Here is a 14,129-nt window from a genome sequence, read left to right on the forward strand (position 1 = left end):
TTAAAAGGAGGCATGGTGACCGACGAGCTCACTCCGGAGACCCCGGACGAGGAAGAGCAGCCGATCAAGCAGCGCAAGAACGGCCTGTACCCGGGCGTCTCGGACGAGCTCGCGGAGAACATGAAGAGCGGCTGGGCCGACACCGAGCTGCGCGACCTCGCGCCGATCGCGCAGGCCGGGCACGCCGCCGACCGCCGCGCCGCGCTCTCCGCGCGCTTCCCCGGCGAGCGCCTGGTGATCCCCGCGGGCCTGCTCAAGACCCGCGCCAACGACACCGAGTACGCCTTCCGCGCCGCGACCGAGTACGTCTACCTCACCGGCGACCAGACCGACGGCAGCGTGCTCGTCCTGGAGCCGCGCGCCGACGGCGCCGAGGGCCACGAGGAGACGCTCTACCGCCTGCCGCGCTCCGACCGCGAGAACGGCGAGTTCTGGCTCAACGGCATGGGCGAGCTGTGGGTCGGCCGCCGGCACAGCCTCGACGAGTCCGCGGCGCTGCTCGGCCTCGCCTGCAAGGACGTCCGCGAGCTGCCCGAGCAGCTCAAGGAGGCCACCGGCCCGGTCCGCGTGGTGCGCGGGTACGACGCCCCGCTGGAGCAGGCGCTGCACGACAAGGTCACCGCGGAGCGGGACGAAGAGCTGCGGGTGTACCTCTCCGAGGCGCGGCTGGTGAAGGACGCGTTCGAGATCGGCGAGCTCCAGAAGGCCGTGGACTCCACCGCGCGCGGCTTCGAGGACGTCGTCAAGGTCCTGGACAAGGCCGAGGCGACCAGCGAGCGCTACATCGAGGGCACCTTCTTCCTGCGCGCCCGGGTCGAGGGCAACGACGTCGGCTACGGCTCCATCTGCGCCGCCGGGCCGCACGCCACCACCCTGCACTGGGTCCGCAACGACGGCGCGGTCCGCTCCGGCGAACTGCTGCTGCTGGACGCGGGCGTGGAGACCACCACCCTCTACACCGCGGACGTCACCCGCACCCTGCCGATCAACGGCCGCTACACCGACTTCCAGCGCAAGCTCTACGACGCGGTCTACGAGGCCCAGGAGGCCGGCATCGCGGCGGTGAAGCCGGGCGCCTCGTTCCGCGACTTCCACGACGCGTCCCAGCGGGTGCTCGCCGAGAAGCTGGTGGAGTGGGGCCTGGTGGAGGGCCCCGTCGAGCGGGTCCTGGAGCTGGGCCTCCAGCGCCGCTGGACCCTGCACGGCACCGGCCACATGCTCGGCCTGGACGTCCACGACTGCGCCGCGGCCCGCACCGAGAGCTACGTCAACGGCACGCTGGAGCCGGGCATGGTGCTGACCGTCGAGCCCGGCCTGTACTTCCAGGCGGACGACCTGACGGTGCCCGAGGAGTACCGCGGCATCGGCATCCGGATCGAGGACGACATCCTGGTGACCGAGGACGGCAACCGCAATCTGTCGGCGGCGCTGCCGCGCCGGTCGGACGAGGTCGAGGCGTGGATGGCGGACCTGCTCGGCAAGTGAGCCCCGCGCGCGACGGAAACGGCGCGCCGGGGCGGGCGGCTCAGGCCGTCCGCCCCGGCGCGCCGTCGTCGTTGTCGGTGGCGGTGGCGGTGGCGGTGGCGATGGCGGGGTCGGGGCCGGTTTCGCCCAAGTCCCCTTCTCCGGTGGCTCCTTCGCCACCCCCGGCGGTGGCGTACGCGCCCGCGCGGGCCGCGGCCCAGACGGCGGTGGCGGTGGACTCGGCGAGGGCCGGGTCCACCGGAGTGCGGGCGATCAGGATCCGGTAGTAGAAGGGCGCGCCGAGCGCCGCCATCACCGCCTTGGGGTCGGTCTCCGCGGGCAGTTCGCCGCGCTCGATGGCGCGCCGGACCATCGCCCCGGCCAGCCCCAGCCGTTCGTCGAAGAAGCTGCGCAACGCGCCCGCCGCCTGGGGGTCGCGGGCCGCCGCGGCGACCACCGCCTCGATCAGGCAGCGGGTCCGGGACGCCCCGTAGAACCGCCCTATCGCACGGGCCAGCGCCCGCAGATCGCCCCGGAGGCCGCCGGTGTCCGGCAGCGGCACCTCGTGGCTCGCCTCGACCAGCAGCTCGCAGACCAGCTTGTCCACGCTGCGCCAGCGGCGGTAGAGCGTCGCGAGGTGGACCCCGGAGCGCTGGGCCACCCGCTCCATGGTGAGCCGGGCGAAGCCGCCCTCGGCCAACTCCTCGGAGACGGCGGCCAGTACGGCGCGGCGGGTGCGGGCCGTACGCCCTCCGGGGCGGCTCTCGCCCGGGGCCTGAGGCGTGGTCGTCACGGCGGCTCCGTTGCGGGTCGTGGTACGGATCGCAGCGCGGATTGCAGTGCGGGTTCTGGCCAAGTATTGTCCGACACAGATTAACGCGAGCAACTTCGCGTTAGTCCTGGTGCCGCGCTGGTCTCGCCGGGACAGGGGACGCCGCGGGGGAGGTCCTCCTCCCGCGAGACCGCGCAGGCAGCCTCTCCTCAGCGACGAATTCCCGTCATTTTCCCGGGAGTTGTGCGTTCTCCGACTTGCCTGTTCCCGGATCTACCCGTTCCGGGTCCCACTCATTCCCGGATTCTCCCCTTCCGGAGTCGCCCGGTCCGGCGTACTCCGGTGCGCTTCGCCGGAGTTGGCGTGGCGCGCTCAGCGCAGCCCGTGCCGGCGGGCCACCATCCGTTCCACCGCCGCATCGGGCAGCAGCCGCCGCAGCAGGAAGACCGCGGGGGCGTTGCTGCCGACCGCGTAGTGCGGCCGGGGGCGGGGCGCCTCGATCGCCTTGAGGACGGTGGCGGCGACGCGCTCCGGGGCGGTGCCGCGCGCCTCGTTGGCGTCGAGGGCGGCCCGCATCGTGCGGTACCCGTCCCCGAACGGCGAGCCGTCGGCGAGGTAGTCGGTGCGCCGGGCGCTGATACCGGTGGCGATCGAGCCCGGTTCGACGGTGGTCAACGCCACGCCGTAGGGCGCCAGTTCGCGCCGGGCGGCGTCCGCGAAGCCCTTGAGCGCGGCCTTGGAGGCGACGTAGGAGGAGCGGTAGGCGAGCGGGAAGCTGGCGAGCATGGAGCCGACCATCACCACCCGGCCGTGGCCGCGCTCCCGCATTCCGGGCAGCAGGAGTTGGCTGAGGCGGACGGCGCCGAAGACGTTGAGCTGGAACAGCCGGCGGACGGCGGCCATCGGGAGCTCTTCGAAGGGGCCGCTCTGGCTCTCGCCGGCGTTGTTGACCAACACGTCGACCGGGCCGGCGGCGGCCGCACACGCCTCGATGGACGCCTCGTCGTCGAGGTCGAGCGGGAGGTAGCGGACGCCGGGCAGCGGCGCCGCGACGGCCTCCGGGGCGCGGCTGGTCCCCAGGACGCGGTGGCCGCGGGCGACCAGCGCCGCCGCCACCGCGGCGCCGATGCCGGAGGACGCCCCGGTCACCAGCGCGGTACGCCCGCTCCCCTCGCCGCCCGCGCGGCCGCTCACGCCAGCCTCCGGGCCAACGCCCGGCCCGCCGCCCGGCCGGAGAAGATGCAGCCGCCCAGGAAGGTGCCCTCCAGCGCGTTGTAGCCGTGCACCCCGCCGCCGCCGAAGCCGGCGGCCTCGCCGGCCGCGTAGAGCCCGTCGAAGGGCGCCCCGTCCGGCCGGACCACCTGCGACTCCAGGGTGGTCTCCAACCCGCCCAGCGTCTTACGGGTCAGCACGTGCAGCCGGACCGCGATCAACGGGCCGTGCGCCGGGTCGAGCAGCCGGTGTGGCTTGGCGACCCGGGTGAGCTTGTCCGGCCAGTACTCCCGCGCGTTGCGCACCGCCATCAACTGGAGGTCCTTGGAGTAGGGGTGGGCCACCGCCCGGTCCCGGGCCAGCACCTCCCGCTCAACCTGCGCGTAGTCCAGGGGAGTCGACGGCTCCAGGGCGTTCATCCCGGCGACCAGTTCGCGCAGGGTACGCCGGACGACGAAGTCCTCGCCGCGGTCCAGGAACGCCTGGATCGGGCCGGGTGCGCCCTTCTTCACCCGCGCCAGGGCGAGTTTGAGGTCCTTTCCCGTGATGTCCGGGTTCTGCTCGGAGCCGGAGAGGGCGAACTCCTTCTCCACGATGGAGCGGGTGAGCAGGAACCAGGTGTGGTCGTGGCCGGTGTGCAGGATGTGGCGCAGGGTGCCGAGGGTGTCGTGGCCGGGGAAGAGCGGCGCGGGCAGCCGCCGTCCGGTGGCGTCCAGCCACAGCGAGGACGGGCCGGGGATGATCCGGATCGCGTGGTCGGGCCAGATCGGGTTCCAGTTCCTGATGCCCTCGGTGTAGTGCCACATCCGGTCGCGGTTGACCAGCGAGCCGCCGGCCCGCTCGGTGATCTGGAGCATCCGCCCGTCCACGTAGGCGGGCACGCCGGTGATCATCGACGTGGGGGCCGGGCCGACCCGGTCAACCGGCCAGTTCTTGCGGACCAGTTCGTGGTTGCCGCCGATGCCGCCGGAGGTCACCACCACCGCCTGCGCCCGGAGCGTGAACTCGCCCTCGGTCTCGCGCGAGGAGGCCACGCCGCGCGGCAGCTCTGACGGCACCAGCGTGCTGCCGCGCACCCCGACCACCGCCCCGTCCTCCACGAGCAACTCGTCGACCCGGTGCCGGTGTCGGAACTCCACCAGCCCGCGCTCGGCCGCGGCCCGCACCGGCTCGGCGAAGACCCGGACGACCTCGGGGCCGGTGCCCCAGGTGAGGTGGAAACGGGGCACCGAGTTGCCGTGTCCGGTCGCCATGCCGGCGCCGCGCTCGGCCCAGCCGACGGTGGGGGTCAGCCGCAGCCCCAGGTCGTAGAGGTAGCGGCGCTTCTCGCCGGCGGCGAAGTCCACGTACGCCTGCGCCCACTGCCGCGGCCAGTGGTCCTCCCGCTCGCGGTCGAAGCCAGCCGAGTCCAGCCAGTCGGACAGCGCCAGTTCGGGCGAGTCCCTGATGCCGGCCCGCCGCTGCTCGGGGCTGTCCACCAGGAACAGCCCGCCCAGCGACCAGAACGCCTGGCCGCCGAGGTTGGCCCCGCTCTCCTGGTCGACGACGATCACCCGCCGTCCCGCGCGGGCGAGTTCGTGGGTGGCAACCAGTCCGGCCAGCCCGGCCCCGACGACGATGACGTCGGCGTCCTCACTCATGAAGGGCTCCTCTACGGTCCCGCGCCGGCCGCCCGCGCACCGGCCGACAGCCTTGTCGCGTCCATGTCCGTAACAAACCGATACGGGAACGTATCCGATGTGCCGGTGCCGCAACAAGGACCGTCGGGGCACCGGCCACCGGGAGCCGCCACCCCCCGCCCCCAGGCCCGGCTTCTACTATGAGCGGGACATCTGAGCGGACGAACTCCGTCCCCGTCGCCGCCGGCACCGGCCCGGCCGGGGCGGGCGGAGCGAACTGGGGGACCTGTCGTGGGCTTCATGGACCGCGTACGCGGCGAATTCATCGACATCATCGAGTGGACCGACGACAGTCGGGACACGATCGTCTGGCGCTTCCCGCGCTACGAGAACGAGATCAAGATGGGCGCCAAGCTCATCGTGCGCGAGTCGCAGGCTGCCGTCTTCGTCAACCAGGGCCGGATCGCGGACGTCTTCGCACCGGGCATGTACGAGCTCCAGACGGGGAACCTGCCGATCCTGGCGACCCTCCAGGGCTGGAAGTACGGCTTCCACTCGCCGTTCAAGGCGGAGGTCTACTTCGTCACCACCCGGCAGTTCACGGACCTGAAGTGGGGCACCCAGAACCCGGTCACGGTCCGGGACCCGGAGTTCGGCATGGTGCGACTGCGGGCCTTCGGCGGCTACGCGGCGCGGGTCAGCGACCCCGCCAAGCTGATCACGGAACTCGCCGGTACCGACCCGCAGTTCCGCACCGAGGAGGTCGAGGAGTACCTCCGGCAGCTGATCGTGGGGCGGCTGGGCACGCTGCTGGCCGGCTCCGGCATCCCGATGCTCGACCTCTCCGCGCGCCAGGGCGAACTCGGCGACCGGCTGGCCAAGGCGCTCACCGACGAACTGGCCACCTCGCACGGCCTGTCCATCCCGAAGTTCATCATCGAGAACATCTCGCTGCCGCCCGAGGTCGAGCAGGCCATCGACGCCCGCAGCCGGATGGGCATCATCGGCAACGTCGACAACTACGCGCGCCTCCAGGCCGCGGACGCGATCCGGGACGCGGCGAACAACCCCGGCGGCGCCGGCGAGGGCATCGGCCTGGGCCTCGGCATGGCCGCCGGCCAGCAGATGGCGCAGGCGTTCGCGCCCCAGCAGAACCAGCCGCAGGGCCAGCCGCAGCCGGCCGCACCGGCCCCCGGTGGCGCGGCCGTTCCGCCGCCGCTGCCCGGTCAGCAGCAGCACCAGTGGTACGTGGCCGTGGACGGGCAGCAGCAAGGCCCCTACGACCACGCGACGTTCACCGGGCACATCGGCTCGGGCGCGATCCGGCCGGGCATGCTCGCCTGGCGGGAGGGCATGGCTTCCTGGCAGCCGGTGGAGAACGTGCCGGAGCTCGCCCAGCACTTCCGTGCCACCCCGCCCCCGCTGCCGCCGCAGGCGTGACCACCGCCAGGAGGCCGTAACCCATGAGCTACCAGCCTTACCAGCCGCAGCAGCCGCAGCAACCACAGCAGCCGTACCCGCCCCAACCGCCGTACCAGCAACAGCCGTACCAGCAACAGCCCCCGCAGCCTTACCCACAGCAGCCCCCGCAGCAGCAACAGCAGTACCAGCAGCCGCAGCCTCCCGCGCCGCCCCAGCCCCAACAGCCCGACGGGCAGCAGCAGCCGCAGACCTACGCCTGCCCCAGCTGCGGCTCCACCACCGAGTACGCCCCCGGCACCAGCGTCCTGCGCTGCCCCAACTGCCGCTTCGAGCAGCCCATCGCCCCCGTCAACCGCGAGGTGCAGGAGCACGCCTGGGAGGAGTTGGCGAGCCTGCCGGCCAAGCCGCTGTCACCCGGCGGGCAGGCCCTGAAGTGCCCCGGCTGCGGCGCGGTCAACGAGACCACCGCGCTCTCCGGCCGCTGCCAGTTCTGCTCCACGCCGCTGGTCGCGTCGGCCGCCGGGGACCGCATCGCGCCCGAGGGCCTGGTGCCGTTCCGGGTGGCGAAGCGGGAGGTGCACGACAACCTGCGCAAGTGGGCCCGCTCCCGCTGGTTCGCGCCGAACAACCTCAAGAAGGTCAGCGCGGCCGAGACCCTGCACGGCACCTACGTGCCGCACTGGACGTACGACGCCGAGACCTCCTCCACGTACCGCGGGCAGCGCGGCGAGGAGTACACCGTGGGCAGCGGCGACGACAAGGAGACCAAGGTCCGCTGGTACCGCGTCAACGGCTCGGTCCAGCGCGTCTTCGACGACGTCCTCGTCCCCGGCGTCGGGAACATCCCGGCCGAGCGCCTCCAGGCCCTGGAGCCCTGGCCGCTCAAGCAGGCGGTGGCGTACCAGGAGGAGTACCTGGCGGGCTTTCGGACCCTGCGGTACGAGGTCGAGCCGGAGGCCGGCTTCCAGACCGCCCAGCAGAAGATGGCCGAGGTCATCGAGAAGGACGTCAAGCGGGACATCGGTGGCGACCGGCAGCGGGTGCACGAGATCAACACCGACTACGCGGCGGTGACCTACAAGCTCCTGATGCTGCCCGTGTGGTTCGCCTCGTACGTCTACAACGGCAAGCAGTGGCAGGTCATGGTCAACGCCGAGACCGGCGAGGTGACCGGCGACCGCCCCTACAGCCCCTGGAAGATCGCCTTCGCGGTCATCCTCCTGGCCATCGTGGTCACAACCCTCGTGCTCGTCTTCAACCGCCACCACCACTGACCACGGGCGACGGCGCGGGTCGAGGCCGCCCGGAGCGCGCCCGGCAGCGCCGTCACCCGGCGGGGGCGGCCACCAGTGTCCGCAGGGTCATGGGCTCGGCCAGGACCTGGTCCAGGACCTGACTGGCGTGCCGGAAATGGGCAGTTGCGCAATGGCCCCGCAGCGCCTCCGGGTCGGCCCACTCCTCGACGACCACCATGCGGGCCGGGCGGTTGGGGTCGGCGTACGGGCTGTACGCGAGACAGCCGGGTTCCTCCAGAGAGGGTTCGATCATCGCCTCCAGGGCGGTGCGCAGACGGTCCTCCTGGCCCGGGGCGGCCAGGCATTCGGCAAGGACGACGAGGGTCATGGGCGGCGATCTCCTTGTGGGGTACGGCGGTTCTTCGGCAGCACGGCGGTCACGGGCGAGCCGGCCCGGTGCCCGCGCCGGACGAGGTGATGGCGGCGGTGATCTCGTCGAGGTCGGCCCTGGTCAACCGCACCGCGCCCGCCGCGATCCAGCCGTCGACCTGACGGGGCGTGCGGGCGCCGACGATGGCGCCGGTGATGCCCGGCCAGGCCAGGGCCCAGGCGATGGCGACCTCGGCGACCGAGGCGCCGTGCCGCTCGGCGACCGGCCGCAGCCCTTCGGCCAGGCGGAGGTTGGCGGTCAGCCCGGTGGTGAAGTCGTGATGGCCGGTGCGCCAATCGTCGGCGGGCAGGCCGGCGACGCGTGCGGCGGAGAAGGTGCCGGTGAGCAGGCCGGACTGGAGCGGGGAGTAGACGATCACGCCGGTGTCGTGGGCGCGGGCCCAGGCGACCTCGGCCGCGGCAGAGCGGTTGATGGCCGAGAACGGGGGCTGGATGACGTCGACATGGGCGATCCGCTCGGCGGCGTCGAGCAGTTCGGGCGCGTGGTTGGACAGCCCGATCGCGCGGACCTTCCCCTCGGCCTTCAGGTCGGCCATGACCTGCCAGTACTCCTCCAGCGGCGTGGCGTTCGGGGAGACGGGCCCGGAGCCGTCTCCCGCGTACTCCAGGGACTCGCCGGTGTCCGGCCAGTGCACCTGGTACAGGTCGATGCGGTCGACGCCCAGGCGCCGCAGGGAGGCGTCGATCTCGCGGCGGACGCTGGCCGGCTCCATGGTCCGGCGGGGTGCGGCCTGCGGGTTGTCCGGGTCCCAGACCAGCCCGGCCTTGGTGAAGACGTAGGGACGCTCGGCCTCGGGCAGAGCGGCGAGGGCCTTGCCGACCAGCTCCTCGGAGTGCCCCAGCCCGTAAACGGCCGCGGTGTCGATCCAGTTGACACCCGAGGCGACCGCGTGCCGGATGGCGGCGACGGACTCCTCGTCGTCGGTGGCGCCCCAGCCGAAGAGCCATCCCGAGCCGGACACCGCCCAGGACCCGAAGCCGACGCGGGTGATGTCCATGCCGGTGGTGCCGAGCGGCAGCGTCGGCAGGTCGGTTGCGCTCATGTCGCGGAACTCCCAGTGCAGTTGGGGAGACCGGGGCCGCGTGGGCCTCCGGTCTGCCGGAACCGTTCCGGCGTCCACCACTGTGGCGCCGGGCGCCGGGCCCACCCAGTGCCAGCCCGTGCCTGGGCACGGCATGACCAGGCAACGACCACCACGCACGGCACCGCGCCGGGAATACTGACCGCATGGCACTGGACCGACGTACAGAACTGGGCGAGTTCCTGCGCTCCCGCCGGGCCCGGCTGCGGCCAACGGAACTGGGGCTGCCGGACTACGGGGGACGCCGCCGGGTACCCGGACTGCGCCGCGAGGAGCTGGCCCAACTGGCCGGGGTGAGCGTGGATCACTACGTCCGGCTGGAACAGGGCCGCACCCTGCACTTCTCCGCGGAGGTGCTGGACGCCGTCGCCCGCGCCCTGCGCCTGGACACCGCGGAGCGCGAGCACCTGTACCGGCTGGCACGCCCGGCACCGCGGCCCGAAGCGGGGCACGGCGCGGACGCACCCGGCCCGCAGCAGGTGCGGCCGGGCCTGCGCCGGCTCCTGGACTCGACCCCCGACGTCCCGGCGTACATCGTCGGCCGCAACACCGACGTCCTGGCCTGGAACCAGCTGGCAGCGGCCCTGATCACCGACTTCGGCGCGCTCCCTCCCCGACAGCGGAACCTGGCCCGTCTGGTCTTCCTGGACGAGGGGATGCGCAGCCTGTACGCGGACTGGCGGGGCAAGGCCGGCGACGTGGCCGCCTACCTCCGCCTCGACGCCTCCCGCCACCCCGACGATCCGCACACCGCGGAGCTGGTCGACGAACTCACCGCCGCCAGCCCGGAGTTCCGGGAGGTCTGGGCGGAACACCGCCTCAAGGACAAGACCCACGGCCGCTACCTCTACCGGCACCCCGTGGTGGGCGAGCTGGACCTCAGCTTCGAGACCCTGCGCCTGCCGGACGACCCGGACCAGGCCCTGATCGCCCACACCGTCGAGGAGGGCTCGCCCTCCCACACCGCGCTGCGACTGCTGGCCGCCTGGACCAGCGAACACGCACCGGCCGGCTGAACGACCGCGCCACCGTCACACCACACCGTCCCCATCCACCCGTGACGACCGGACCAGACGGGTCGGACGGCTCAGGACGCCATCGGCAGCGGCGCGCCCTCGCGCCACTTGAGGATCTTGTCGAAGCTGACCACCGCACCGCGCCGGCCGGTGCGGTTGCGGTACTGGACGTGGTCGGTGAGCGCCTCGATCAGAAAGAGCCCCCGGCCGTCCTCGGCGTAACCGGGGGCCTGCGCGGGGGTGGGGACGGGGGTCGGCGTCGGCAGCGACCGGTCCGCGGCGGTATGCGGCGGGGCGGGGCGGCGGAAGCCGGGGCCGGAGTCGGTGACCTCGATGCGGCAGGTGTCGCCGTCGAGGTAGGCGGTGACGCGGTAGTCGTCGGTGGCGTCGCCGCCGTGCTCGACGGCGTTGGCACAGGCTTCGGAGAGGGCGACCGAGAGGTCGTAACAGATGTCGGGGTCGACGCCGGCGGTCTCCATCGCGCCCAGCAGCAGGCGTCGGGCGAGCGGCACGCTCGCGGGCTCACGCCGCAGATGGAGGGACCACCAGATGCTCATCGCTCCTGCCTCCTGGCCACGGCTCGACATACCGATACGTATTGCCTCGCCGCAAGGTCCGTAAGCCTCTCGGGAACGTGATACCGCTCATTCGGCGGATGCGGAAAGTGAGCGCACGGGTGTAGGCGGGGTGCCGGGTGTGCGCCACTGCGCGCCCGGCCCGGGATCCCGGACGCCCCTGGCGGGCGCCCCCGTCAAGCGCTCACGCGGGACACGGCGAAACCCTGCCGTAGGCCACGGATCGGGGCAGTGGGATGATGGCGGCCGCCATGAGAGCCCCTGCCGTCCCCACAGCGCGCGCGGCCGCCGATCTGCGGCTGCTACGGGCCGCGGTGTTCACCGCGGTCTGTGTGACGCTGTCCGCGGCCGGGCACATGGCCGCGTCGTTGGCGGCCGTTCCGCTGTGGACGCTGGGGCTCGCCGCGGTCGCGGTGTTCGCGGTGGCGGCCCCGTTGGCCGGCCGGGAGCGCTCGCTCCCGGGGATCGCGGCCGCGCTGGCGCTCGGACAGACGGCGCTGCACTCGCTGTTCGCGCTGGGCCAGCACCCGGCGGCGGTTCCTTCCGGGCGGGCCTCCGGCCTCTCCGACGAGGCGGCGGTGGCGCTGGCCCGGCACCTGACGTGCGGGCTGGGCGGCGTCGACCTCGACGGCGGCGCGGCGCGCCAACTGCTCGGCCCCGGCGGGCTGGAGATGGCCAAGGAGGCCGGGCTGACCGGGGTCGGTGGGCACGCGATGAGCGGTGCCGGCGCCCCGATGGCCCCGATGATGGCGCACTGCCTGGCGCCGTCGGTCCCCATGGTGCTCGGGCACCTGCTCGCCGCGCTCGGCCTCGGCTGGCTGTTGCGGCGGGGCGAGGTCGCGCTGTGGCGGCTGGTGCGGCTGTCCGCCCCGGCGGCGCACGAGGTTGCGACGCGGGCGCTGATCGGCGTGGTGCGCCGGTCGCTCGCGCTGGTCCATGTCCTGCTCGCGGCCCTCGGCGCAGCGCAGGAGCAGGGGCGGCGCGCCCCCTCCGCCTACAGGGACGTGCCCGCGCCGCGGGATCCGGCGCTGCACCACAGCGTCGTACGGCGCGGACCGCCGGCCCACGGTCACCTGGCCCTCGCTGCCTGACGCCCCGCACCCCACGCTCCCGGAGGACTCCCGGGGATCGACGCGTGCGCGCGGGCGTTCCCGTCGCGCGCCGGGCCGGGCTCCGCCCACCCGTCATCCGTCGTTTTTCCTTCTCCTCGTGGAGCGTTCATGAAGCGTTTCAGCACGGCCAAGAAGTTCGGTATGTCAGCGTTTTCGGGCAGCGCGGCGCCGGCTCCGGCGCCCTCGGCGCGGCGGCTGGTCCGCCGGCTGCCCGTCGTCGGCGGGGTCGCGGCCGGCAGCGTGCTGCTGTTGGCCGGTCCGGCCTTCGCGCACGTCACCGTGCAGCCCGGCACGGCCCCCAAGGGCGGCTTCGCCACCGTCGACATCAAGGTGCCCAACGAGCGCGACAACGCCTCGACCGTGAAGGTCGAGGTCGCCCTGCCGACCGACCACCCGCTGGCGTCCGTCATGCCGCAGCCGGTGCCGGGCTGGACGGTGGAGGTCACCAAGTCCAAGCTGCCCAAGCCGGTCGAGATGGAGGGCGAGAAGATCAACGAGGCGCCCTCGAAGATCACTTGGACCGCGGACGGCAAGGGCATCGAGCCCGGCCAGTTCCAGCAGTTCCCGCTCTCCGTGGGCCAACTGCCGACCGACGCCGACCAGATCGCCTTCAAGGCCCTCCAGACGTACTCCGACAAGGAGGTCGTGCGCTGGATCGAGCCGGCCAAGCCGGGCGGCCCGGAACCGGAGAACCCGGCTCCGGTGCTCAAGCTCACCGCGGCCGACGCCCAGGGCGGCGACCAGGGTGACGGCAAGAACGGCACCAAGGGCACCGCCGCGGCCGCCCCGACGCCCACCAGCGACACCACGGCCCGCGTGCTGGCCGTCGGCGGGATCGTCGTGGGCATCGTCGGCGTCGCCTTCGGCGTGCTCGCCGGCCGGCGCCGCAACGCCTGACCCGCACCGCACCGCGCACCGCGGCCGGACCGGTGCCCACCGCGCCGGTCCGGCACCCTTCGGTACGAACAGCCCGATACGAGAAGACTCTTGACACGAACCGGCCCCAAGCAACCGATACAACGGGACATATCCGTCATGCGTAGAAGAAAACTGCTGGTGTCCGCGCTCGGCGCGACCGCCGCCCTCGGCCTCACCCTGACCGCCTGCGGCAGCGGCGACGCCGACAAGCCCGCCGCCGACGTTTCCGGGGGGACGGCGGCCAAGCCGATCGTCACCCTCGACAGCCCGATGGAGAAGCCGGACCTCACCCTCACCGACTCCGAGGGCAAGTCCTACGACCTGCTGGAGAAGACCAAGGGCCATCCGACCCTGATCTACTTCGGCTACACCAACTGCCCGGACGTCTGCCCGACGACGATGGCCAACATCGCGGTGGCCGTGAAGCAGTTGCCGCAGGCCGAGCGGAACGACCTGCGGGTGGTCTTCGTGACCTCCGACCCCGAGCGGGACACCCCGGCCCAGCTCAAGAAGTGGCTCGGCGGCATCAACAAGGACTTCATCGGGCTCACCGGCCCGTTCAACAAGATCCAGCAGGCCGCCCGCAGCGTGAACATCGGCATCGAGGCGCCGGTCAAGAAGAAGAACGGCGACGTGGTCTCCACCCACGGCGCCCAGGTCCTGCTCAGCTCGCCCAAGGACGACAAGGTCCACTGGATGGGCATGCAGGAGGCCACCGCCGACAACTACACCACCGCACTTCCGAAGATCATTAAGGGACAGAACCCGTGACCCGCCGCACCACCCCCCTCGCCCCCGTCAGCCGCCGGATAGCCATGGCCTCCGCGCTCGTCCTCACCACCGGTCTCGCCCTCGCGGGCTGTGGCGGCAAGGACAGCGCCCCGAAGCTCTCGGTCAGCGGCGCGTACATGCCGCAGCCGGTCACCGACCAGATGGCCGGCGCCTACTTCACCGTCAAGAACGACGGTGGCACCGCCGACAAGCTGACCTCGGTCACCAGCGACCTGGCCAAGGACATCAGCCTCCACACCACCGACGGCAACAAGATGGAGCACGTCAACTCCCTGCCGGTGCCCGCCAACGGGGAGCTCAAGCTCAGCTCCGGCGGCAACCACGTGATGTTCATGGGGCTGACGCACAAGCCCACCGCCGGCCAGAAGGTCACCATCGAGCTGCACTTCGCCACCGCCTCCCCGGTGAAGGTCGAGGTGCCGGTGAAGCCGGCCGACTACCGGCCGGGGAAGTGACGGCC

The 14,129-nt window shown here is 72.7% G+C and carries 14 protein-coding genes; 8 read left to right on the forward strand and 6 right to left on the reverse strand.

The features are described from left to right. Nucleotides 1-15 precede the first annotated feature (15 nt). The gene (locus ACFVFQ_RS14695; protein ID WP_383415015.1) at nt 16-1,485 is read left to right on the forward strand and encodes an aminopeptidase P family protein; all 1,470 of its coding nucleotides are present in this window, start codon (nt 16-18) and stop codon (nt 1,483-1,485) included. A 40-nt stretch (nt 1,486-1,525) separates the two neighbouring features. On the opposite strand, the gene ACFVFQ_RS14700 is transcribed toward ACFVFQ_RS14695, so the two are convergent. From ACFVFQ_RS14700 to ACFVFQ_RS14710, 3 genes are all read right to left on the reverse strand, one after another. Then, nucleotides 1,526-2,257 (reverse strand): TetR/AcrR family transcriptional regulator, encoded by a 732-nt coding sequence (locus tag ACFVFQ_RS14700; RefSeq protein ID WP_383414531.1) that lies wholly within the window; start codon nt 2,255-2,257, stop codon nt 1,526-1,528. 351 nt (nt 2,258-2,608) lie between these two features. Next, a complete protein-coding gene (locus ACFVFQ_RS14705; protein ID WP_383414535.1) occupies nt 2,609-3,430 on the reverse strand; it encodes an SDR family oxidoreductase in 822 nt (273 codons plus the stop codon). Next, nucleotides 3,427-5,088 carry an FAD-binding dehydrogenase gene (locus ACFVFQ_RS14710; RefSeq protein ID WP_383414542.1) on the reverse strand — a complete coding sequence of 554 codons (1,662 nt, stop codon included), beginning with the start codon at nt 5,086-5,088 and terminating at the stop codon, nt 3,427-3,429. Before ACFVFQ_RS14710 ends, ACFVFQ_RS14705 begins: the two co-directional genes overlap by 4 nt. A gap of 279 nt (nt 5,089-5,367) precedes the next feature. On the opposite strand from ACFVFQ_RS14710, the gene ACFVFQ_RS14715 reads away from it, so the two are divergent. Together ACFVFQ_RS14715 and ACFVFQ_RS14720 are read left to right on the forward strand one after the other, a co-directional pair. After that, nucleotides 5,368-6,507: an SPFH domain-containing protein gene (locus tag ACFVFQ_RS14715; protein WP_383414547.1), complete on the forward strand. Its 1,140-nt coding sequence runs from the start codon at nt 5,368-5,370 to the stop codon at nt 6,505-6,507. A 23-nt stretch (nt 6,508-6,530) separates the two neighbouring features. After that, nucleotides 6,531-7,763: a hypothetical protein gene (locus tag ACFVFQ_RS14720; protein ID WP_383414550.1), complete on the forward strand. Its 1,233-nt coding sequence runs from the start codon at nt 6,531-6,533 to the stop codon at nt 7,761-7,763. Nucleotides 7,764-7,815: 52 nt separating this feature from the next. Here the strand turns inward: ACFVFQ_RS14720 and ACFVFQ_RS14725 are convergent, their stop codons facing one another. Further along, nucleotides 7,816-8,112: a putative quinol monooxygenase gene (locus ACFVFQ_RS14725; RefSeq protein WP_383414553.1), complete on the reverse strand. Its 297-nt coding sequence runs from the start codon at nt 8,110-8,112 to the stop codon at nt 7,816-7,818. Between the two features lie 49 nt (nt 8,113-8,161). Beyond that, entirely contained in the window at nt 8,162-9,217 is a 1,056-nt protein-coding gene (locus tag ACFVFQ_RS14730; protein WP_383414556.1) for an aldo/keto reductase, read from the reverse strand. Nucleotides 9,218-9,402: 185 nt separating this feature from the next. Between ACFVFQ_RS14730 and ACFVFQ_RS14735 the strand changes: the two genes are divergently transcribed. Continuing rightward, nucleotides 9,403-10,272 (forward strand): helix-turn-helix transcriptional regulator, encoded by an 870-nt coding sequence (locus tag ACFVFQ_RS14735; protein WP_383414559.1) that lies wholly within the window; start codon nt 9,403-9,405, stop codon nt 10,270-10,272. A 71-nt stretch (nt 10,273-10,343) separates the two neighbouring features. On the opposite strand, the gene ACFVFQ_RS14740 is transcribed toward ACFVFQ_RS14735, so the two are convergent. Then, nucleotides 10,344-10,829, reverse strand: coding sequence for an ATP-binding protein (locus ACFVFQ_RS14740; protein ID WP_383414562.1), 486 nt, complete (start codon nt 10,827-10,829; stop codon nt 10,344-10,346). A 269-nt stretch (nt 10,830-11,098) separates the two neighbouring features. On the opposite strand from ACFVFQ_RS14740, the gene ACFVFQ_RS14745 reads away from it, so the two are divergent. The 4 genes from ACFVFQ_RS14745 (at nt 11,099) to ACFVFQ_RS14760 (ending at nt 14,124) form a co-directional block, all read left to right on the forward strand. Continuing rightward, entirely contained in the window at nt 11,099-11,938 is an 840-nt protein-coding gene (locus ACFVFQ_RS14745) for a hypothetical protein (protein ID WP_383414564.1), read from the forward strand. A gap of 162 nt (nt 11,939-12,100) precedes the next feature. Next, nucleotides 12,101-12,856 (forward strand): YcnI family protein, encoded by a 756-nt coding sequence (locus ACFVFQ_RS14750; RefSeq protein WP_383414566.1) that lies wholly within the window; start codon nt 12,101-12,103, stop codon nt 12,854-12,856. Nucleotides 12,857-12,994: 138 nt separating this feature from the next. After that, on the forward strand, nt 12,995-13,648 hold the full coding sequence (locus ACFVFQ_RS14755) for an SCO family protein (RefSeq protein WP_383414568.1): 654 nt from the start codon (nt 12,995-12,997) through the stop codon (nt 13,646-13,648). Beyond that, nucleotides 13,645-14,124, forward strand: coding sequence for a copper chaperone PCu(A)C (locus ACFVFQ_RS14760; RefSeq protein WP_383414570.1), 480 nt, complete (start codon nt 13,645-13,647; stop codon nt 14,122-14,124). The genes ACFVFQ_RS14755 and ACFVFQ_RS14760 overlap by 4 nt, the downstream gene beginning before the upstream one ends. Nucleotides 14,125-14,129: the final 5 nt, after the last annotated feature.

The organism is Streptomyces sp. NPDC057743, from assembly GCF_042798755.1.
Lineage (GTDB): Bacteria > Actinomycetota > Actinomycetes > Streptomycetales > Streptomycetaceae > Streptomyces.